The sequence below is a fragment of the Streptomyces sp. NBC_00354 genome (assembly GCF_036106915.1).
Lineage (GTDB): Bacteria > Actinomycetota > Actinomycetes > Streptomycetales > Streptomycetaceae > Streptomyces.
Genome location: NZ_CP107983.1, coordinates 383,650 through 404,200 on the forward strand (window position 1 = coordinate 383,650; position 20,551 = coordinate 404,200).

Consider the following 20,551-nt stretch of genomic DNA (forward strand, 5'->3'; position numbering starts at 1 on the left):
GTTGAAGGGTGCAGATGGGTCGATTACCAGCCAGGCATCCCATGGACCGCATTTCGCCAACACCCCGCGCTGACACCTCCTGCCACTCCGATCGTCGGCCGGAACATCACGCACGGTGCGCAAAACCTGTCCGGAACTACTCGGTCCGCCCGACTCGGGCACCCGGGCCCGGTTCGACACCGCGACCTGGGCAGCGGCGCGGACATACTCATTTGAAACCTAAACGACATTTACTGCATATTTTTGCAACCTTGGGGTCGAGAAACGCATCCAAAGAGGAGGACCCACCCGTTCTGCCCGCCCGAGGGCAGCCGCACTGTTCGGAGCGAAGTTCGTGCACGTGTACCCGCAGCCGCAGCCCCAGCAGCCCAGGCGATCCCGCAAGAAGGCGTGGATCGGCTCCGCGGTGGCCGTGGCCCTGCTCGCCGGCGCCGGCGCCGGGTTGATCTACTGGAAGACGGACTGGTTCGACGGGAACGGGGAGCCCGTCAGCTACGCGAAGCCCCCCACCGGAGCGGACAAGGGCAAGGAGACCGGCGGCGGGAAGCAGGCCGCCGCGCCGAGCGCGGACCCGGACGTGTCCCTCCCCGCCGGCCCGTTCACCGACTTCAAGCAGACGGTCAAACTGGAAGACGGCACCCGCATATCCAAGGCCCGGGTGAAGGGCCCCAAGTCCGGCTTCGAGGGCAGCGTCTGGGTGTGGACGCCCAAGGAGTACGACCGCCCGGAGTACGCGAAGAGTGCCTTCCCGGTCATGATCGCGCTGCCCGGAGGCAACGGCAACGCCGACAACTACTGGGCGACCATGCCGCAGCTGGGCCTCCAGAAGGCCCTCGCCGAGGGCGCCGCGTCCGGCAAGAGCCTCCCGTTCATTCTGGTCATGCCGATCCTCAACCCGGACAACAAGTATTACTACGACGGCTCCGACATCCCCGGCCAGGCCAAGATGGGCACCTGGATCGGCGAGGACGTACCCGATCTCGCCCGGGCCAACTTCCGTACCTACAAGTCCCGCGACGGCTGGGCCTTCATGGGCAACTCCTCCGGCGCCTTCGTCGGCCTCAAGCAGCTCCTGCAGAAGCCGGACCGCTTCCGGGCCGTCATCGCCAACGGCGGCGAGATCGTCCCCGACTCCCCGCTCTGGAAGGGCCACCAGGCGGAAATGGACGCGAACAACCCCGAGAAGCTCGCCCCGAAGCTGATCGCCAACAAGGGCCCCGAGGTGAACGTCCTCTTCCAGTACGGCACCAAGGAGGGCGGCCGCGACCGGATGGAGAAGTTCCAGCAGCAGTTCGGCAAGGGCCCGGTCAAGGTCACGATCCACGAGATCCAGGGCGGCGACCACAACGGCTGGGACTACGTCCGGGGCATGAAGGAAGGCCAGCTGGAAGAGCTCAGCAAGCTGATGAAGGGCCCGAAGCCGCAGTAAGGGCAGGTACGGAAGGCCTCGGCGGACCCGTCCTCCGGGGGCCCCCGAGGCCGGGAGCGGGTGAACGGACGGCCGCCCCCCACCGGCGCTCGACCCACCTCGGCAACCGTTCCGGCTTGGCGCGGGTCCTTGCACCGTCGGTCGATTGCCTGCGGCGAGAAGGCGGCCATCGGGATTCGGCAGACCCTCCTCTCACCAGCGGGCTACTGTACGGACACGCTGTGTTGCCCACGGTCACCCGAGGAGGAAACCCGTGCCATCGCCCTGCGACTCGCAGTACGCTCCCGCCGGCAATGTGGGTGCAGCACTCATGCTGATCGACTCTCGGCTCAAAACCGTCTACGACGGCAAGGCCGGGACCGGCCCCGAACACCAGCAGTTGGTGGACCAATTCACCGCCTCGCTGGGCCCCGAGGAAGCCGATGACCTGGTGGACGGCGCGTGCACGATCATCTACATGTTCATGCAGTGGCTGCGGATGGCCTATGAGGACCACGACAGGGACGTCATCGAATACGTGGTGCCCAGCTTCGTGGCCTCGATGCGCATGATGCCCAAGAGCATCCGCCCCGAAGTCATCCCCACCATGGCCGGCCTGATCATCGCGGCCGGCACCGGCCTGAGCCCCAACCTGTGGCGCAAACAGTACGGAGATTGGACCGCGGACGAGATGAATGCCCTGGAAGCCACGGCCCTGCTGCTCGCGGAGCACATCAACCGGCTCACTGACGACCACGACTTCGCCACCCGCCTGATCGCCGAAGCCCTGTCCAGTGCCAACCAGGACTGATCGCGGAGGCATCGGGGGCGCACGCGGGGTGCCTGGCCTGGACCGCGTTTCACGTACGGGAGCGCGACCGCGGGGAGATCTGTGCCGGCCGGCCGAGTCCATCGCCGGTGTCGTGGCCTACGACACGACCGCGCCGACGCGGGTGCGCCGTCCGATCAGCGCCGCTCCCCGTCGAAGAGCACTCCGGGGTTGAGGATTCCTGCCGGGTCGAGCGCCTGTTTCGCCGCCCGCAGCGCCCGGGCGAACGGCTCCGGGCGCTGCCGGTCGTATCCGGGACGGTGGTCGCGGCCGACGGCGTGGTGGTGGGTGACGGTCGCCCCGTGTGCGCCGAGAACGTCCATCGCGGCGGATTTGATCTCGTCCCACATCGCGACTTCCGAGCCGCGCCTCGCCGGGGCGATGACGGTGAAGTAGGGGGCGGGGCCGTCGGGGTAGGCGTGGGTGAAACGGCAGTTGATCAGCCCCTCGGCGCCGGTGACCTTGCGTACGACTGCGGCCAGGTCCCGGTGCACGGCCTCGTACAGGGCGTCGGCACGGTCCCAGGTGCAGGCCGTTTCGAAGGTCTCGCTGATCACGCTCATCCGCGCGAGTCCGTCGCGCAGGTAGGGCATGCGCAGGAACGCGGAGCGCCACGCGCCGGCCGCGGAGTCATCGGCGGGGCCACCGGTGGGGCCACCGGCCGCGGGCGGGGTCCCCGCCGGCGAACCACCGTGGTCCTGCGCCAGGGTGACCAGTTCGGCGAGCCGGTCGGCGACGGGGAAGTGCGCGGACTCCACCCCGAGGACGAGTACGCTCCGGCCGCCCCCGGCCACGCCCGCGAGCGCGGCCTCGCCCGGATCGAGCAGCCGGCAGTTGGCCGGGTGCAGGCCAGACTGCGCGATGGCGCGGACCGCGTCGGCCGCGGCCTGGAAGTCGTCGAACAGGACCGAGGCGGACGCCTTGTGGCAGGGCCGGTCCTGCAGCCGCATCCATGCCTCGGTGATCACGCCGAGCGTGCCCTCCGATCCCAGGAACAGCCGGTCGGGGGACGGGCCCGCGCCCGAACCGGGCACGCGCAGCGACTCGTTGACGCCGACCGGGGTGATCACGCGCATGGACTCGGTCAGATCGTCGATGTGGGTGAGGAGCGTGGCGTAGTGGCCGCCGGCCCGGGTCGCCAGCCAGCCGCCGAGGGTGGAGAACTCGAAGCTCTGCGGAAAGTGGCGCAGGGTCAGCCCGTGCGGTCGCAGCTGGGCTTCGAGTTCGGGCCCGAGCACGCCCGCCTGGATCCGCGCCGCCCTGCTGGCGGTGTCGATGTCGAGTACGCGGTCGAGGGCGGCGAGGTCGAGTGAGACCACGCCGCGACGCCGGTCTCCCCGGTACTCCACTCCCCCGACCACCGAACTGCCCGCTCCGTAGGGCACGACGACCACGTCCGCGCTTTCGGCCCAGTCCAGTACGTCCACGACGTCCTGCTCGCAGCGGGGGAAGGCGACCTGGTCCGGAGCCGCCCCGAGTTCGCCGCGCAGGGCCCGTACGACGTCGCGGTAGGCCTTGCCGTAGGTGTGGGAGGCCCGGTCCGGCGGAGTCTCGGACATCAAGTGGGCGAGGGACGACGGCGGGGTGACCCGGGCCTTCGGCAGATCGACGCAGCGGACGTCGGGCACCGGCAGCGGGGTGGCGGCCGCACCGGGGACCAGTGCGCCGAGGGCGGCGCACTCGCTGTCGGGCAAGGCCTTGTCATCGGTGCCCCAGCCCCACCAGGAGCGGCGGCGTCGGGGCGAGGCGAGAGGGGCGGCGGGCACGGTCTCGGCCATGGCGATATAACCCTTCGGTAATTTACCGCTTGGTAATTTACTCCACCGTATAGTTCATCTCATGGACTCCACAAGCGCCGGCACCGCACCGGGCACACCACCGACCACCTCGCCGCCCCCGGGCAGGCGCCGAGGCAGACCAGCGGGGACGAAGGGCGTACCGCGCGCCGAGCGCGAGGAGCAGATCCTCGCCGCCGCGACGGAGGAGTTCGGCCGGCACGGACACGCGTCCGCGTCGATGGCCGCGATCGCCGGGCGGGTGGGCGTGACGAAGCCGATGCTCTACGCCTACTTCGACTCGAAGGACGGGCTCTACCTCGCCTGCCTCGAACACATCGCCGCCCGCGTCATCGCGGCGATCGACGAGGCGATGTCCGGCGGGCCGGCCGCCACTGCCGAGGAGCAGCTCCCCCACACCGTCCTCACCGGGCTCTTCACGGCCCTCGAAGAACGGCGTCACGCATGGTTCGTCCTCTACGACAGGACCTTGCCGCCGGGATCCGAACTGCGCCTCGCCGCCCAGCGGCACCGCGAGGCCATCGACGGGCTCGCCGCGACCGGCACCGCGGCACTGCTGAGCGGCCACGGCAATGAGGACCCCCTCGACGCCGACGCCCTCAAGCACGTGTGGACGGGCACCGTCAGCGCCCTGATGGGCTGGTGGATCGCCCACCCCGAGCAGTCCGCCCAGGACATGAGCACCCGCTGCGCCCGCCTGCTCACGGCCATCCGCTCCGCCTGACCCCCGACGCCGTGATCGATGCGGCTGGATCATCGGTGGGGCGGGCGAAGCCCGGCCGGCTACGGGCGGGTGGCGGTGACCAGGTAATAGTCCAGGATCTGCTGCTCCCAGGCGGCCAGGAAGTTCCGGGGCCAGGTGCCCGGCGCCCAGAGGCGCGCGAGCCAGCGGTCCCAGCCGGGCCAGACCTGGGGACCGATCGAGGTGATCCGTACGTCGGCGAAACCGGCGTCCGCCAGGGCTTCGTCGAGCCGGGAGACCGGCCGGGCGATGTCCAGGCCGCTGGCGAACGAGTCGAGCAGCCCCGCGAGCCGCTCCGCCGGCGCGGGCGCACCCTCGACGCTGAAGAAGCTGGTGACCGCCACCCGCCCGCCGGGGCGCAGGACCCGCGCCGCCTCGCGGGCGAACGCGGGCAGGTCCGGGAAGTGCTGGGCCGCCTCGACGCTGTACAGGCAGTCGAACTCGGCGTCGCCGAGCGGCAGGCTCTCCGCCGCCCCGAGCACGAAGCGCAGCCGGGGCGGCCGGGCTTCGAGGAGAAGGGAGTTCGCTTCGCGGGCACGCCGGAGCTGCTGGGGGTGGATGTCCACCCCGGTCATCTCCGTGGGCCCGTATTCCTCCAGGGCGAGGGCACACCCGAGGCCGAGACCGCAGCCGACCTCCACGGCCCGACCGCCCGCGGGACCGACCGCGTCGAGTACGTGCCGGTACAGGTCCTGCTCGCTGCGGATCCGGTCACCCTGGGACAGCGGCTGTTCGAGATCGACCGCCTGCCAGTAGCCGAAGTTGATGAACCCTCCGGCGAACACCGGCACGGCGCTGAGATCGGCCGGACCGTACGTCTCCCACACCTCGGGCCGCACGACCGGAGCGGGCTGCTCTGCAGGGGTCCCCGCCACCACGCCTCCACCTCCTCGTGAGGGGGCGTTCCGCCCCGGAGTCTCCAGTGTGGCGCGTGGCTCCCGGTCGCGACAGAGGACCCGCCGGGTCCGGGACGGGCTGCCGTGGACGGCGGGCGGGTAGGACCGGTCCGACCCTCAAGGGGGTTACCCGCCGAAGGGGAAACGGAATCCGTGGGTATCTGGCCAACTTGTCCGTACGCCCCTGCACGCCCCCCGCAGTGACGTTCCATCGGCCCTGTATGGGGGCACCCGTGGTGCCGTTGGTACGTCTACCGAGGAGCGCACACGATGACGAAGGTACTCGTCCTGCACAGCGTCAGCCTGGTCAGGTCGGCACTGGCCGCCCTCCTGAGATCCGAAGGGCCCTTCGAGGTCACGTCGGCGGGCTGGCGGGCCGCGGCACGCCAGGCCGAGTCGTTACGACCAGATGTGACGGTCGTCGACCTCGACTGTCCGGGGACGACGGCCGTCCTCTCCGATGACGGGCGCGCCGACCACCAGGTCCTCGCGCCCCCGTCCCCCGTCCTCGTGCTCGCGTCGACCGGCGCGCCCGGGCTGCTGCACCGCGCCTTCCGCGCCGAGGCGCGCGGCTATGTCGACAAGGACGGCTCCCCGGGGCGGCTCGTACGGGCGGTCCGGAAGGTCGCCGCGGGGGAACGCTTCATTGACGCCTCGCTGGCTTCCGCGTTCATGGAGGCCGACCCCGTGCCGCTGAGCCCGCGGGAGCTGAGCGTGCTGACCCGGGCCGCGGAGGGCGATTCGATCGCCGAGATCGCCTGCACGCTGCACCTGGCGAGCGGGACGGTACGCAACTACATGGCCGCGGCGACCCGTAAGACCGGGGCGCGCAATCTGATCGACGCGATCCGGATATCCCGGCGGGCCGGCTGGGTCTGATCCGCAGGCGCCGCGGACGGGCACGACGGCCGTGTCACTCGTCCGCGGCCTGGTTCCACCTCCCCACCAGATCGCGGTACAGGGGTGACCTGGCGGGGAGTTCTTCATGTGTGCCGCAGACGGCGCGGGTCCCGTCGAGGACGAGGACCCGGTCGGCGCGGGCCGCGGACGAGACGCGGTGGGCCACGACGACGAGGGTGCCGGGACGCTCCGCCAGAGCCCGTTCGGCCCGCTCCTCGGCAGCCGGGTCCAGGTGGCAGGTGGCCTCGTCGAGCAGCAGCAGCGGAGCGGGCGAGAGGTAGGCGGCGGCGAGCGCGAGCTGCTGGCTCTCGCCCCGGGACAGCAGCCGGGGGGTCACCTCGGCGTCCAGGCCGCCGAGCCGTGCCACCAGCTCGTCCAGCCCGAGGGCGCGGACGGCGCGCTGCACTCGGGCGTCGCCGGGCCCGGGGGTGCCCGGGGCCGCGGCGAGGTGGGTCAGGTTCTCCCGTACGGTGCCGGTGAACACGTAGGCCTGCTGCGGCAGCAGGGTCCGCCGTGGATCCGGTCCGTCCTCGGCCCCGGGTTCCCGGCGGGCGGTCGCGCCGGCGACGAGGACCGATCCCGCGTCGGGTGAGAGCATTCCGGCGAGCAGGGCGGTGAGCGTGGACTTGCCGATTCCGCTCGGTCCGACCACCGCGAGGTGCTCCCCCGGGCGCACCATCAGGTCGAGGTCGTCGAGTACGGGCGCCGCGCCGGGGCCGTAGGCGAAGGTGACGCCCCGGAGCTCGGCCGCGGCATCGGTCCGCGTGCGGGCCGGCCTGGGCGGCTGCGGCTGCGGCTGCGGCTGCGGCTTCACGGGGCGGTGGCCCGCCGGGTCCGGCGGCACCGGTCCGCTGAAGCGCTCGAGGACCACGAGCAGTCGGGTCCCGGCGGAACCCAGCGCGGCCATCAGGGAGTTGAGAGCCGGCAGCAGGGCCTGTACCAGGTACGTGAGGCCGCCGGCCAGCGTGCCGGCGGTGATCCCGCGGCCCAGCAGCCAGGGCGTCGCCGCGAGGAGTGCGATCACCGGAAGCCGGCCCGCCGTGCCCAGGGCCAGGGTGCGCAGGGCCGCCCAGCCCGCGAGGGTGCACGCCAGCCGTTCCTGGGCGGCGATCAGGGGCTCCACCCGGGCTTCCGCAGCGGTCTGCCCCCCGCAGGCCACGATGTCGCGCAGGCCCTCGGCCAGCCTCCCCGCCCGGTCGGCCAGCGCCTCGTCGGTGTCCAGGGACCTGCGCTGTACGGAGGCCAGGGGGCGCAGCGTGGCCAGGAAGGCGGCCATGCCCAGCAGCAGGGGCGGCAGCACGACCAGCAGCAGCACGGGCGCCAGCGCGGCCATACCGACGAAGGCGCCCACGGCGGTGAACACGAACGAACGTGCCGTAAGGACCAGCCCCGCGAAGGAGTCCCGGGCCATTTCGGCCTGCTGGGTCAGCCGGGACACGGCGCCCGTGTCGGCAGCGCCGGCCGGGTCGGCGACCGCCCGGTCCAGTGCCTGCCGCACCGCCCGCCGGACCAGGCCGTCGCGCAGCGGCTCCACGAGGTCCGCGAGCCCGGCGAACACACCGCGCAGCGCGAACCCGCCGAGCAGCGCCCCGGCTCCGGCCGCGGCCAGCCAGCCGAGACCGGTGGCGGTGCGGCCGGCGAGGAAGCCGTCGTCGAGGGCGCGGGCCACACCGTAGCCGCCCAGGAAGGTGTGCGCGGACTCCAGGAGCGACCATGCGGCCAGCCGGCCGACGGCCTTTCTGTGCCCGCGCAGGAACCGTCGGCCCTCGGGTGCCACCCGGCCCCAGGCCCCTCCCCCGGTCACCGCGCCGCCTCCCGCGCCGTGTCCTTTCCCGGGTACTTTTCCATGTCCTTTTCCGTGTCGGCGGCGAACACCGCCCGGTAGGCGGGGTCGTGTTGCCACAGCAAGCCGTGGGTTCCGGTCGCCCGTACCCGCCCGTCCTCCAGCCATACGACGAGGTCGGCGCGGACGGCGGACGAGAGGCGGTGCGCGACCACGATCCGGGTGCCGGGCCGGATCTCGCGGGCGAGGGCCCGCTCCACCTCGCGGGCCGTGACGGTGTCGAGGCTGGAGGTGGCATCATCCAGTACGAGGAGCCGTCCCGCATGGGCGAACGCCCGTGCCAGGCCGAGGCGTTGGACCTCTCCGCCGGACATCGGGGCATCGGCGAGGCGCGTGCCGTACGCGTGGGGCAGGCGCCGTACGAACAGGTCGGCGCCCGCAGCACGGGCCGCGGCGCTCACCGTTTCCGGGCCGGGGTCCGGACCCGAGCCGAAGGCGATCGCATCGCCGACCGTGTCCCCGAGCAGCACGGGCCGGTCGAAGGCGTACCCGACTTCGCGGCGCAGTGCTTCGGCGGTCACCTCCCGCAGGGACACCCCGTCCAGCAGGACCCGGCCCGCGTCGGGGTCGGTGAGCCGGCCGGCCACGGCGGCGAACAGCGTTTTGCCCGCGCCCGAGCGGCCCACCACGGCCACCGTGGCGCCTCCGGGGATCACCAGGCTGATGTCGTGCAGGACCGTCGCACCATCGCGCACGACCCGGACGCCCTGCAGTTCCAGGGTGCCGGGGCCGCCCTCCGGCAGTTCCGCCCGGCCGTGGCCGAGTACGGGCAGGGTCAGGAGGGCGGCGGTCCGCCGGGCCGCGGACCGGCCGCGGACCACGGCTGCGAGTGCGCCGGTCACGGCGCCGATGCCGGCCGCGAGGCCGGCGTACCGTACGGCGGCGAGGAGTTCGCCGACCCCGATGGCCCCGGCCGCCAGGCGGATGCCGCCGACGGCCAGGACCGCGTACAGGAGCATCGGCATGAGGGCCGCGGACCGGGCCGTGGCGCCGCCGTAGACCTGCCACATCCGCCTGCCCTCGGTGCCCAGCTCGGGCAACCGGGCCAGGATCCGCGCGCGTTCGCGCTCCGCGGTGCCGGCGGCGGCGATCGTACGCGCCCCGGCCAGAGCCTCGGTCAGGCGGCCGGCGGTCTCGAGCTGGACCTGCTGGTAGCGGGCGACGCTGGTGTGGGTGTCGCGGGCGAAGGCCCGCAGCAGGAGCACCAGGAACGGAACGCCGACGAGGAAGGCGAGTGCCGTCCACAGGTCGATGAGGAAGAGGGCGGCCATCGCGCCGAGCGGCGGCAGCAGTGCGGCGACGGCGTGCGCGACGGCGGCCGGGACCTTCCCTGCCTCGGTGGCGTGCGCGGTCAGCCGCGCGGCGGTTTCGCCGGGTGCACGGCGGGCGCCGTGGTGCGGGGCCGTCCGCAGCAGCCGGGCGAGTGCGAGCCTGCGCAGGCTCGCGGTGGAGCGGCCGTCGACCTCGCCGGTCAGCCGGGCGGCGGCCGCGTCCAGCGCCACTTCGGCCGCGATGACCGCGGCGCACAGCAGTGTCCAGGCGGGGCCCGACGGGGCGCCGCGGAGCAGCAGGTCGAGGGTGTGGCCGAGGACGGCCGGCTCGGCGAGCGCCGCCGCGGCGGCGCTCAGCGTGCATCCGAGGACGCCGGCGGTGCGCCCGGCGCTGTGCCGGGCCGCTGCCACGAGAGCCCGGTCGGTGGTGCGTGCCACGGCGGCCGCCTGTGCCGTGCCGGCCGCCGTGCCGTCGACCGCCGTGTCGGGAGGGCTCATCGGCGGATGCCTCCAGTGATGTGGTGCGGGCCCGGGCGGCGAACCGCCCGGGCCCGAGGTGACCTATGTCAGTTACAGGTCGTGATGCTCAGGCTGCTGTCGCCGCAGAGCAGCAGGCTGGCCCGGCTGCCACCACCGCCACCGCCGCCGTGCAGCGCGCCCTCGGTGACCTCTTCCTTGGGGGTCTCCATCGACTGCAGGTCGAGAAGTGTCATGTCAGATTCCTCTTCTGTCGAGTGGTGCGATGGGTCACGGCCCCGGGCGGGACCGGCTCTGGGGCCGCCGCGGTGCGTCGCAGCGGCGGGAGGAACGGCAGGTGCGCGCGCCCGCCGGGCGCGGCGCCGCCGAGGGCGAGGAGAGCGCCGGCGGTGCCCGTGGCGAGGTCCATGGACAGGCGCATCATCTGCTCGCCGGGGAAGGCGAGATGTCCCTGGTACGGCACGGCGTGCCGGGCCAGCGCGTCGATCTGGCGGGCGATGTCGTCGGGTCCCGTGCCCGGGCCCGGGGTGGTGGTCCGGGCCAGGTGGAGGATCATCCCGGCGGCGCCGCGCAGCAGCCCGGGCTGGGCGTAGAAGGTCGCCTGCGCCGCCCGTACGATCTCGCGCCGGGCCTGTTCGAAGCGCTCGTCGGGAGCGTGCTCCAGCCAGTCGTCGAGGACCATGCCGATACCGACGCTGCCCTCGCCGAGGTACGGCATGGTGCGCCAGCCCTCGTTCACCTGGAGGGTGCCGTACGCGCTGGTGACGCAGCGGTCGAGGTCGCGGTGGAGCGACCGGGCGGACTGGAGCAGCAGTTCCTTGTCGCCGGTGCGTTCGTACAGGCGCAGGAAGAGGAGGGCGGGGCCGGTGTTCCCGTACATCAGTCCGGCGCGGGCGGGCCGCTGCTCCGGGCGGGCGAGCAGTTCGGCGCAGCGCAGGGCCGCGGTGTGCAGCTCGCTCTCGCCGCTCGCGGTGCCGAGCGCGTCCAGGGCCAGGCCTATGCCGGCGAGTCCGCTGTGCAGGTCGGGGCCCGCGCTCTGCCAGGACTGGTGCAGCAGCCGTTCGGTGAGGGCGAGGGCGCGGCGCGGGTGTCCGAGCCGGTGCAGGGTCCACGCCGTGCCGGCGAGGCCGTCGTAGAAGCCGAGCGGAGTACCGGAGGCCGGATCCTCCGTCCGTGCCAGCAGCCATTCCTCGGCTTCGGGCCAGGGTCCGGCGCCGGTCTCGGCGAGGGCGTGGAGCACTCCGGCGATCCCGTAGCCGAAGCCGATGCCTGCGCCGGCGGTCGCGAACTGGGCGATGTCGCCCGGCACGAAGCGGTCCTCGCGGTCCGGGGTGGCGCTCGCGCGTATCGCCGCGTTCATCGACGTACGGGCGGCCGGCCAGTCCCCCGGCTCGACGGGCAGGTACGGGCCGGGCGGCGCGTGCAGGCGGCCGCCGGGTGCACCCTGCGGGGCGCCGGACAGGATCTCTTCGACGGCCTCGTCGAGGAACTGACGTGGTACGGGGAACTGGGCGGCGGCGACGGCGGCCAGGTGGGCGGCCTTGGCCCGGTCCAGGACGAGCAGGCTGGTCAGGGGGAGGAACAGGGCGAGCCGCAGACAGGCGAGGGCGTAGCGGTCGACGGAGAACCCGCGCCGCTCGGCGGGGGCGACGAAGGCGGGGTTGGCCACGGTCTGCCGCAGTCCCTCATCGACGTGCGCGGCGGCTTCGAAGTCCAGCAGGGCGACGGACGGTTCGCCGCTCTCGTCCTCCGCGACCATGATGTTGAAGAGGTGAAGGTCGTTGAAGACCACGCCGCGGGCGTGCACGGCTTCGACGGCCTCGGTGACGCGGCGGTGGATCGTCAGGGCCCACTCGGTGTACGAAGCGAGCTCCGCCGGGTCGGGGTCCGCCTCGATCAGCGGGTGGCGGCGGGCGAAGTAGGTGTTGAGCGGTTTGCCGGCGAGGTGTTGCAGCACCAGGAAGTGGTGGTCGCCGACCGTGAACGTGCCACGCACCGCGGGCACGCAGCCCAGGCCCGACAGCCTTTCCAGTGCGGCCTGTTCGCGGTGCAGCCGGGTCACGGCGTCGGCGCCGTCGGCGGCGAGCCCGGCGTACGGGCGGGCCTCCTTGAGGACCACGCTCTCGCCGGTGCGGCTGTCCTTGCCCAGGTAGACGCCGCCGCCGTTGGAGAAGTGCAGCGCCCGCTCCACCGTGAAGGGGATGCCGGTCAGGGTGATCGCGGAGCGCGCTGCAAGGTGCGGCTCCAGGAAGGCGGGCAGCTGGAGCCACTCGGGTGGCTGGAACACCGGTCCGCGCGGGTCCGGTACGAGCCGCCCGTCAGGGGTCTCGATCGCCGGGACCAGCTCGCCGTGCTCGTCGTAGCAGTGCCGCAGGGTGAAACTGCCGTAGCGCAGGTGGACCGGGCCGGCGCCCCAGCGCAGATCGCTGAGGATGTACGGGCCGGCCGCCCCGGCCAGCGCGGCGTCGAGGTCCTCCGCGATCCGGCGGCACTGCTGCTCGTCGGCCGGGTACACGGTGATGAACTTGCCGCTCGCCGCGCGGTCGGCGTACTTGGCGTTGCGCAGGTGCAGCAGGTACCGGCTCGGTATGAACTTGAAGGCGATGCCTCGGGCGGTGCAGTACTCGTACACCGTCGTCAGCAGCGATTCGGCGTTGTCGAGCGTGGCCGAGACGTGGATCTTCCAGCCCTGCGCGGGCAGTTCGGCATCGGCGGGGCGCAGTGCGAGCCAGTCGCCGCTGCGGTGCGAGCGCCACCCCGACGGGACGGGGGCGAGTGCGGCCGGGTAACTCTCACCGGCGCGCCGGTACGGCGCGTCGTAGAACCAGCGGTCGGCGTCGCAGAACGCGGCGTACCCGTTGTTCACACCTGCTCCCTCGGTCGGCGGCAGAACCGACCGTGTCACGCCCGGCGGATACGACGACAGTCACGCCTGTCACCGATGGGGTGTGCAGTACTCACGAGTCACGAGTCAGGTGTCCCGGATGACGTTCTCCGGTCGTTTCCTCGTCACATGGCGGAGGGAGCGGAAGCGGTTTCTCGCCACTCGAGGGCCGCCCCTCACCAAATTTCATTCATCATGCATTTATCGAATGTCAGCATGTGAGGGGTGAGATCAATCGTCCGCTTCGGACACCGACATGACGGAGTATGTTCTTGACCACTTACCTCAGGCGCGCTGCCGGCCCACGGATGCTCTTGGCGCTGATCGCGGCCCTGTGCGGAATCATCGGTACCACCGCGCTCGGCACGGCCCCGGCGGCAGCAGCCGAGCAGCGTCACCCCATCTACGCCATCGCGCACCGCGTCGACACCCTGGACGGCGTGGACGCCGCGCTCAAGCACGGCGCCAACGGCATCGAGATAGACGTCTGTGCCTGGTGGAACCCGAACGAATGGCGGGCCTATCACGACTGTTCCTCGGCCGGTGACAACCGGCTGGGTCCCAGCTTCGACAGCATGATCGACCGCATTCTTTCCCACGCCGACTCAGGACGCCGACTGTCGCTGGTCTGGCTGGACATCAAGGACCCGAACTACTGCGGAGAGCAGGAGAACCGCGGGTGCAGCGTCGCCGGACTGCGCGACAAGGCGCAGCGGCTGACGGCTGCCGGGATCCAGGTGCTCTACGGGTTCTACGAGTACCACGGCGGCGGCACCCCGGACGTCGGCGGCAGGGGCTGGAAGAGCCTGGAAGGCAGGCTCGGCAGCCTGGAGGGCATCACGACGACAGGAACCCGCGACCAGGTCCGGGGGGCCTTCAACCGGTCCGGTTCCGGATTCCCGGCCGGCCGCCGGGTGATGGATTACGGTGACAGCGACATCACCAAGGGGTTCGGCAACTGCACGGAAGCCACTCACTACACGTGCGCGGAGCTGAAGAAGGGCGCCGGGGACCGTGACTCCGGACAGCTCGCGGCCACACTGTCCTGGACTACGACTTACAACGATCCGTGGTACGTCGACAAACTGCTGGGCGACGGGCGTGTGGACGGCATCATCGCGGGCTACGGGGCCTTCACCGGAGTGCGCGAATACGACGACAGCTGGCAGTGCGCCAACTCCATCAGCCTCGTCCGTGACTGGGTGAACCGCCACAGCGGCACCCATCGCATGGCGACCCCTGGTGACCGTCTGTTCAGGTAGAGCACAGGCATCGCCAGTTGCAGCGGTGCACGGCGCACCGGGGTGGATCTACGGCACTGTCACCGGCGATGTCACTGGCTGTCCCTCACGATGTCGTGCACTCCCCGCGCGAGTGCACGACATCGCGGTGGGATGCACGACATCCTCGGTGTGCACCGGCTGCACCAGATGCGCGGCATCGCGGTTCTCTCAACGATGCGGGCCGCGGTTCTCGGGACGGTGCGCCCGGTGGTCGTCCTCGCGCACCGGGCACGGCGCCCCCAGCTATACGGCGAGTGCTGCGAGTTCACCCAGGACTCGGGCCGCTGGTGCCGGGTCGACCAGCCACTTCAGGTGGCTGCCCGCAAGGGTGCGGACGTCGTACGGGTTGTCCGGCGTCAGCGCGTCGCCTTCGCGGATCAGCCGGTCCTGTATGGCGAGCGGCAGGCTCGTGTCGTCGGCCAGGCGGACGTAGGTCTTCGGGATGCGACCCCAGGTCTCGGCCTGTGCCCGGTCGGTGGAGGTGCCGACGTCCAGGTTCTCGTCGGGCTGGAAGGTGTTCAGGAACGTCAGGAACTCCTCGTCGGTGCCGTCAGCGAGGAAGGCCGCCTTGAAGGCCGCGAGCGCGTCCGGATTCGCGGTGCGGAAGTTGACGCGGAGCAGGCCGAGTTCGGCCGGGTTCCCGGCCAGCGCCAGGCCCAGGGCAGCGGCGTCGACCGTGGCCATCTCCGGCTCGGCGTAGTAGTCGCCGACGTCGAGATCGACAGGGCACCAAGCCGAGACGTAGACCACGCGGTCGATCAGGTCCGGCCGTGCGTTGGCTGCGGCGGTGGCCGTGACGCCGCCACGGCTGTGGGAGACCAGGATCACCGGCCCGTTCCGCTTGGCCCTTTCGAGGATCCCGATCAGGTGCGCGGCATTGTCGGCGAGCGTGACGCCCTTGATCGAGCCGGGTGCCGTGGTGAGCTCTTCGAGATCTTGTGGCGCCTGGTAGGCGCGCGTGTAGGTCGCCTGGAAACCATGACCGGGCAGGTCGACGGCGACTGAACGGTGCCCCAGGAGACCGAGTTCGGCCTGGAGCGGTGCGAATGAGAAGGAGTTCGAAAAGGCTCCGTGAACCAGTACGAACGTCGGTTGCATCTGTCTACTCGCTTTCTGGCGTCCCGTGGCATCGGCGGCACGCGCGTCGCTGGTACCGGCCGGCAGCCATCGGCTCGGACCGGCCCTCGTAGCAGGACCGATCGGGCGTCGCCACCGGACGCCGCTTGCAAAGGAGCCAAGGCCAAACGCCCCCACAGCCGGATCCGGATACGCACCCGCCGGCTCCTTTACGGCTACCCCCGACACACGGGCACCCCGTGCCACTCAAACTTCGATGGCACAAACCTAATGATCATCGGGGCCCTTTGGCAATGATCAAGGTCCGATGACACAGGACCGGGCCGCCGAGCCGCCCTGTAGCGATCGGCCGATACGGCGCCCCGGCCCGGCCAGCCGGGAGGCAGGTAGGCAGGTAGTTCGAATTTGAACGTTATGCTGGAGTCGCCCACATCGAGCCAGACCATTCGAGCCACCGGGAGCGCTGCCGCATGTCCGTCCGCCGCCTGAACCACGCCGTGCTCTGGATCCGCGACGTCGAGCGCTCCGTGGCGTTCTACACCGACGTCTTCGGATTCCAGGTCGACCACCTGACCGCCGGTCGCGCCGCCTTCCTGAGCGCCCCCGACAGCCTCAACGACCACGACCTCGGGCTGTTCGCGATCGGCGCCGACGCGCCCGGCCCCGAGCAGGGCCGGGTCGGCCTCTACCACCTGGCCTGGGAGGTCGGGACCCTCGGCGAGCTGGCGGAACTCGGACACAAGCTCACCGAACGCGGTGCACTGGTCGGCGCGAGCGACCACCTGGTCTCCAAGTCCTTCTACGCCAAGGACCCGGACGGCAACGAGTTCGAGGTGATGTGGCGCGTCCCCCGCAAGGACTGGCCCGCCGAAGACGCCGACCAGCGCCCGGGCCCGCTCGACCTGCCGGCCGCGATCGCACGCTGGGGCGCGGACCTCGCGACGGGTTCGGCGGCAGGCTCCGCCACCTGAGGAACACGGACCTTGATCACCCGCAGCGCGGTCACCGCCTCCTCGCCGTGGAGGCGGTGGCCGCCACCGCTGCGTTCCGGCTCGGCCGGCAGGCCGTGGCCCGCAGCAGAACATCGGCGCCGTTGCCCGAGCAGTGATCCGTTGCTTCGACGAGGCCGTGAGTGAGTACGGCGCGAGCGCATACCGCGGCAAGTGGGGTGAAGTTTCGGCCGTACCTGGCACGGGTTCGCCGGAACAAGTGCGCTTTGGAGAAAACCGGCAGTCGCGGCCAGGAGTCTGCGGGAACGGCCGCGGACCGGTTCGTGCCGGCCTGTCCGGCGGACGTCCGGGGTGGATCTCCGCGCACTTTCGTTGCGTTTGCCCGTCGCTGCGGACGGCAGGAGACTGGTGATATCAGCGTGGCCCCGCCGCTGGAATCCGGGCTGCTTGGCGCCGAACGCTTCTCCCGCTGCTGTCAGATCAGCGGACCCCTGCTGTTTCCTCGACCCTTTCCATGGCCGGGAACGCAGGAGTGATCCGAGAACATCCAAGCGTCAATTGATGAATTGTCAACCGTTGGTCCTCTCGCCCAGGAGGTGCCCCATGAGCAGGACCCGCCCAGTCAACTGCATCATTCCCCCGTACATTCTCGACAAGCTCCTCGAAAGCGAAGACCGTGAGGTACGCGAGGCCGCCTTGGACACGCTTCTGACCACCGCGCGCCTGCGGGGCGAGCGAGCGGTCCGGGCGTCCCTCGCCGGTGCGGCCGCCACCGCCGGTAACGGCCGGCGCACCATCTTCGACTGCGAGCAGGGAGTTTCCCTCCCCAACGCTGTCCTGGTCAGGCCTGAAGACGGACCGGAATCCGCGGACCCGGCCCTCAACCAGGCTTTCGACGGACTCGGCCTGACGCGCGACTTCTACAAGGAGGTGTTCCAGCGCAATTCGATCGATGACCGGGGGATGCGGCTGGACGGATACGTCCACTTCGACGTCCAATTCAACAACGCGTTCTGGGACGGACGCCAGATGGTCTTCGGTGACGGGGACGGCAAGCAGTTCAGCAACCTCACGGGATCGCTGGACGTCATCGCTCACGAGTTGACGCACGGGGTCACCGAGAACACCTCGGAGTTCGAGTACCACAATCAGTCCGGGGCCCTGAACGAGTCGATGTCGGACGTCTTCGGGTCGCTGGTCAAGCAATGGTCACAGAAGCAGAAGGCCGAGGATGCGGACTGGCTGATCGGGGCTGACGTGTGGACCCCGGGAATCGGCGGTGACGCCCTGCGGTCGATGAAGGCGCCGGGGCAGGCATACGACAATCCGCAGTTCGGAAAAGACCCCCAGCCCGACCGTATGAGCAAATTCGTCCACCTGCCCAACACCCGTAGAGGGGACTTCGGCGGGGTGCACTACAACTCCGGCATTCCGAACAAGGCGTTCTTCCTGGCTGCCATGGGCATCGGCGGGTTCGCATGGGAGGCTGCCGGGAACATCTGGTACGAATCGCTCAAAGCCTCCAGCAGGGATGCCACTTTCCAGGATTTCGCGGACACCACCTTCCAGAAGGCCGGAGAACTGTTCGGCATCGGAAGCCCCGAGCAGTCGGCCGTACTGGCGGCGTGGCAGGGAGTGGAGATCCAGATCAGCGGGGTCCCGGCGGGGCTCGCCCGGGCACGGAGCTTGCCGGTCAACGGGAACGGCGGCCTGGGCCGGCAGGACGGCTTGGCGGCCCTGACCAGACAGATCGGGGAACTGAGCGCCAAGGTGAGCGGGCTGGCCAAGGAAATGGCCGCACTGAAGGGGGCCAAGTGACCACCGGTCGCGCGCGATGAAGGTGACTCTGGAGTCATACGGCGGGCTGGCGGCGGCAATCCGCCGCCGGCCCGAGGTGCTGGACACAGCGGCGCTACCCGAGAACGCCGCAGCGGAGCTGACCCAGCTGGTGGCGGCGGCCGTCGCGATGCCCGTGGCGGACCAGGCCGACCGTGCCAGGGACGCGATGACCTACACGATCACGATGGAGGACGACGGCCACGCGACGGCGCTCGAACAGTCGGACGCCGCCATGTCCCCGGCGTTCGCGGCCTTGCTCGCCTGGCTCAAGAAACACCTCGCGCAGCAGGACCGGCCCTAGGCGGTTTCTTCTCGTACTGCACCCCCGACGGCGATTCCTCACCGTCCGGCCCCTGCCTCACTCCCCTGCCCGTCACCTGGAGCAGCAGTGCAGCCCCGCGCGCGGCGGGGCTGCACTGCTATGGTCCGGAGCGGTCACGGCGTGACGGTCGGCTTCTCCAGCTCCAGGGAGTTGCCCGCAGGGATCCTGCCGCAACTGGTGGGGGCGGTCTTGCCCGCGAAGCGGTCGTCCAGCCAGGCCATCGCGCGCGGCGCCCAGTACGGCATGGCGCCGACGTGGCTGAGCAGGTCGTACTGCTCGTACTTGATCGAGCTGTTGCCGGTGGCGCAGTACTGCCGGGCCAGCGTCCGCACGTCCCCGGCGACCATGACGCCGTCACCCGTGCCGATGCCCGGCGGCCTGCTGAACGTTCCCTCGAGCCAGCCCGCGTTCCCCTGCCCGATGAACCCCGGGACGGTCGGGGTGGCGGCCCGGCCCAGATTGATCTTGTTGACCGCTGCGACGAAGGCCGGAATGGAGTTCGGGTCCTTGTACTCCGGTTTCGCCATGTCCTTCCATGTCATCCCCGGGTGGTGGGCCAGCGCATCGACGATCGAGCCGTGTTCGAGCTCCTTGACGACCGCGAGGCCCTTCGCGCTCAGGTAGGGGGTGAGGTCGATGTCGTACGAGCGTGAGACGCCTATGAGGGCCATCGGGATCACCCCGTTCCACGCCAGCGCGCCGTCGACGTACCTGAGGTTGTGCGCAGGGGCGACGAGCAGCCCGCCCTCGGCGAAGCCGACCAGCTGCTTGTTCACCTCGGGCGCGTACGCGGGGGCCAGGACCGACGCCCAGTTGGTGGCGATGGACCCGCCGGAGTAGCCGAACAGGCCGAACCTCGTACCGGCATGCAGACCCGTCTCCCCGGTGCGGATGGCGGCGCGGATCGAGTCCAGAGTGTTCGTTCCGTACTCCGGGCCGGCCGCGAAGTCGGCGTTCTGTCCCTCGGTGTCCGGGATGACCACGTCGTAGCCCTTGAGCAGAAGCGGCGCCACGATGAGGGATTCGGCGTTGGCGATGGCGCCACCGAGAGAGACGTCACCGGCGATGGCCCGGGAGGGACCGTCCTCCGGGCTGAGGGAGTCGTAGAACGACTGGTACGACACCGCCTTACTGCCGTCGCCGTACTGGCTGCGGACCACGGTGGTCACGTTGGCCGAGGGCCTGCCCTGGGCGTCGGTCGTGCGGTAGAGCAGCTGGATCGCCTTCAACGGCGTCGGGATGCCGAAGACGTGGTAGTTCAGCGTACGTTTCTTCAGAACGTCGCCCGGCTGGTATGCGGACAGCGGCTTGCTGCCGTCGTAACGGTAGAACGGGTCGGGCGCCGTCGCCGTGGTCGTGGTCGTCCCCTGTGTCACCGCAGTCGGTGCGGCCGTCGCCGTCGGCGCCGTGCCGACGACGACGCCCGTCACGATGGCGGTGGACAACAGAGCAGAAGTTCTCCGGTTCATTACTCCCCCGTACGTCTAGCCTGCAGCGGCTTTACCTGGCGGTAACTTACTGGAGGTAACGCCGTTACACATAGAAGCGTCGCCAGGGTTTTCCACGAGGCTCTGAGCCGGTCACGGTGGACCGGGGCCCCGTCGAGGGCTTCGTCAGAGGGACGGTGGGGCGGAACCCGGGGGCCCGGGCGGAGCCCCGCCCCCTCCGGCAGGGCGGCTGTTCAGGATACGGATACGGCCAATCGGAGGGGCACGCGCCGGCCGTGGGGGCACCGGTCCTCGAAGAGCGCGCGGGCCTGCCCTTCTCCGCGATCCGGAGGACCTGCTGTGCACCGGTGTCGCACAAGCATCGCTCGGCGATCACACGGTCGTCACACCACCGTCGTCACCCCATCGAACTCGTCGGCATCTGGATGGCTTGAAGTCACGGAACTCAATCCCCCGCCGCCGTCACGCCGTTGATCACGTCTCTCTCACCTCACATACTGCGCTGACCGGCCCGTCGAGCGCCGTTGCGCCCCTGGCCGGAATGACCCATCGACCTCATCCCAAGCTCCTGGGGGAGACTTGCGCG

Annotated in this window: 16 protein-coding genes; 8 read left to right on the forward strand and 8 right to left on the reverse strand. The window is 70.9% G+C overall.

What is annotated here, in order from left to right; genetic code table 11:
- Positions 1 to 334: 334 nt before the first annotated feature.
- Complete coding sequence (locus OHT74_RS01865; RefSeq protein ID WP_328619054.1) at positions 335 to 1,429, forward strand: alpha/beta hydrolase; 1,095 nt, start codon at positions 335 to 337, stop codon at positions 1,427 to 1,429.
- A gap of 310 nt (positions 1,430 to 1,739) precedes the next feature.
- A complete protein-coding gene (locus OHT74_RS01870; protein WP_422071005.1) occupies positions 1,740 to 2,219 on the forward strand; it encodes a hypothetical protein in 480 nt (159 codons plus the stop codon).
- 155 nt (positions 2,220 to 2,374) lie between these two features.
- Here the strand turns inward: OHT74_RS01870 and OHT74_RS01875 are convergent, their stop codons facing one another.
- Positions 2,375 to 4,015 carry an FAD-binding oxidoreductase gene (locus OHT74_RS01875; protein ID WP_328619055.1) on the reverse strand — a complete coding sequence of 547 codons (1,641 nt, stop codon included), beginning with the start codon at positions 4,013 to 4,015 and terminating at the stop codon, positions 2,375 to 2,377.
- A gap of 61 nt (positions 4,016 to 4,076) precedes the next feature.
- On the opposite strand from OHT74_RS01875, the gene OHT74_RS01880 reads away from it, so the two are divergent.
- Entirely contained in the window at positions 4,077 to 4,757 is a 681-nt protein-coding gene (locus tag OHT74_RS01880) for a TetR/AcrR family transcriptional regulator (RefSeq protein WP_266659896.1), read from the forward strand.
- A 59-nt stretch (positions 4,758 to 4,816) separates the two neighbouring features.
- Here OHT74_RS01880 and OHT74_RS01885 read toward each other — a convergent pair whose 3' ends face one another.
- Complete coding sequence (locus OHT74_RS01885) at positions 4,817 to 5,650, reverse strand: class I SAM-dependent methyltransferase (protein ID WP_266659899.1); 834 nt, start codon at positions 5,648 to 5,650, stop codon at positions 4,817 to 4,819.
- 291 nt (positions 5,651 to 5,941) lie between these two features.
- Here OHT74_RS01885 and OHT74_RS01890 point away from each other — a divergent pair, with 291 nt between their 5' ends.
- Entirely contained in the window at positions 5,942 to 6,550 is a 609-nt protein-coding gene (locus OHT74_RS01890) for a response regulator transcription factor (RefSeq protein WP_266659901.1), read from the forward strand.
- Between the two features lie 34 nt (positions 6,551 to 6,584).
- Here OHT74_RS01890 and OHT74_RS01895 read toward each other — a convergent pair whose 3' ends face one another.
- The 4 genes from OHT74_RS01895 to lanKC all read right to left on the reverse strand — a co-directional run bounded on the left by OHT74_RS01895 (position 6,585) and on the right by lanKC (position 13,028).
- Complete coding sequence (locus tag OHT74_RS01895; protein WP_328619056.1) at positions 6,585 to 8,375, reverse strand: ABC transporter ATP-binding protein; 1,791 nt, start codon at positions 8,373 to 8,375, stop codon at positions 6,585 to 6,587.
- On the reverse strand, positions 8,372 to 10,183 hold the full coding sequence (locus tag OHT74_RS01900; RefSeq protein ID WP_328619057.1) for an ABC transporter ATP-binding protein: 1,812 nt from the start codon (positions 10,181 to 10,183) through the stop codon (positions 8,372 to 8,374). The genes OHT74_RS01895 and OHT74_RS01900 overlap by 4 nt, the downstream gene beginning before the upstream one ends.
- A 68-nt stretch (positions 10,184 to 10,251) precedes the next feature.
- On the reverse strand, positions 10,252 to 10,398 hold the full coding sequence (locus OHT74_RS01905; RefSeq protein ID WP_266659907.1) for a SapB/AmfS family lanthipeptide: 147 nt from the start codon (positions 10,396 to 10,398) through the stop codon (positions 10,252 to 10,254).
- The gene (gene lanKC / locus OHT74_RS01910; protein ID WP_328619058.1) at positions 10,395 to 13,028 is read right to left on the reverse strand and encodes a class III lanthionine synthetase LanKC; all 2,634 of its coding nucleotides are present in this window, start codon (positions 13,026 to 13,028) and stop codon (positions 10,395 to 10,397) included. The genes OHT74_RS01905 and lanKC overlap by 4 nt, the downstream gene beginning before the upstream one ends.
- A 284-nt stretch (positions 13,029 to 13,312) precedes the next feature.
- Here lanKC and OHT74_RS01915 point away from each other — a divergent pair, with 284 nt between their 5' ends.
- Entirely contained in the window at positions 13,313 to 14,308 is a 996-nt protein-coding gene (locus OHT74_RS01915) for a glycerophosphodiester phosphodiesterase family protein (protein WP_328619059.1), read from the forward strand.
- A gap of 264 nt (positions 14,309 to 14,572) precedes the next feature.
- Here the strand turns inward: OHT74_RS01915 and OHT74_RS01920 are convergent, their stop codons facing one another.
- Positions 14,573 to 15,427 (reverse strand): alpha/beta fold hydrolase, encoded by an 855-nt coding sequence (locus OHT74_RS01920; protein ID WP_328619060.1) that lies wholly within the window; start codon positions 15,425 to 15,427, stop codon positions 14,573 to 14,575.
- Between the two features lie 449 nt (positions 15,428 to 15,876).
- On the opposite strand from OHT74_RS01920, the gene OHT74_RS01925 reads away from it, so the two are divergent.
- The 3 genes from OHT74_RS01925 (at position 15,877) to OHT74_RS01935 (ending at position 18,496) form a co-directional block, all read left to right on the forward strand.
- On the forward strand, positions 15,877 to 16,377 hold the full coding sequence (locus OHT74_RS01925) for a VOC family protein (protein ID WP_328619061.1): 501 nt from the start codon (positions 15,877 to 15,879) through the stop codon (positions 16,375 to 16,377).
- 582 nt (positions 16,378 to 16,959) lie between these two features.
- Complete coding sequence (locus OHT74_RS01930; RefSeq protein WP_328619062.1) at positions 16,960 to 18,174, forward strand: M4 family metallopeptidase; 1,215 nt, start codon at positions 16,960 to 16,962, stop codon at positions 18,172 to 18,174.
- Between the two features lie 16 nt (positions 18,175 to 18,190).
- Entirely contained in the window at positions 18,191 to 18,496 is a 306-nt protein-coding gene (locus OHT74_RS01935) for a protealysin inhibitor emfourin (RefSeq protein WP_328619063.1), read from the forward strand.
- Positions 18,497 to 18,630: 134 nt separating this feature from the next.
- Here OHT74_RS01935 and OHT74_RS01940 read toward each other — a convergent pair whose 3' ends face one another.
- The gene (locus OHT74_RS01940) at positions 18,631 to 19,986 is read right to left on the reverse strand and encodes a lipase family protein (protein WP_328619064.1); all 1,356 of its coding nucleotides are present in this window, start codon (positions 19,984 to 19,986) and stop codon (positions 18,631 to 18,633) included.
- Positions 19,987 to 20,551: the final 565 nt, after the last annotated feature.

Bases quoted from the DNA above. Each gene is read 5' to 3' on its own strand.
- OHT74_RS01870 (WP_422071005.1), top strand. From the start codon at position 1,740: ATGCTGATCGACTCTCGGCTCAAAACCGTCTACGACGGCAAGGCCGGG.
- OHT74_RS01875 (WP_328619055.1), bottom strand. From the start codon at position 4,015: ATGGCCGAGACCGTGCCCGCCGCCCCTCTCGCCTCGCCCCGACGCCGC.
- OHT74_RS01880 (WP_266659896.1), top strand. From the start codon at position 4,077: ATGGACTCCACAAGCGCCGGCACCGCACCGGGCACACCACCGACCACC.
- OHT74_RS01890 (WP_266659901.1), top strand. From the start codon at position 5,942: ATGACGAAGGTACTCGTCCTGCACAGCGTCAGCCTGGTCAGGTCGGCA.
- OHT74_RS01900 (WP_328619057.1), bottom strand. From the start codon at position 10,183: ATGAGCCCTCCCGACACGGCGGTCGACGGCACGGCGGCCGGCACGGCA.
- OHT74_RS01905 (WP_266659907.1), bottom strand. From the start codon at position 10,398: ATGACACTTCTCGACCTGCAGTCGATGGAGACCCCCAAGGAAGAGGTC.
- OHT74_RS01915 (WP_328619059.1), top strand. From the start codon at position 13,313: ATGTTCTTGACCACTTACCTCAGGCGCGCTGCCGGCCCACGGATGCTC.
- OHT74_RS01920 (WP_328619060.1), bottom strand. From the start codon at position 15,427: ATGCAACCGACGTTCGTACTGGTTCACGGAGCCTTTTCGAACTCCTTC.
- OHT74_RS01925 (WP_328619061.1), top strand. From the start codon at position 15,877: ATGTCCGTCCGCCGCCTGAACCACGCCGTGCTCTGGATCCGCGACGTC.
- OHT74_RS01930 (WP_328619062.1), top strand. From the start codon at position 16,960: ATGAGCAGGACCCGCCCAGTCAACTGCATCATTCCCCCGTACATTCTC.
- OHT74_RS01935 (WP_328619063.1), top strand. From the start codon at position 18,191: ATGAAGGTGACTCTGGAGTCATACGGCGGGCTGGCGGCGGCAATCCGC.
- OHT74_RS01940 (WP_328619064.1), bottom strand. From the start codon at position 19,986: ATGAACCGGAGAACTTCTGCTCTGTTGTCCACCGCCATCGTGACGGGC.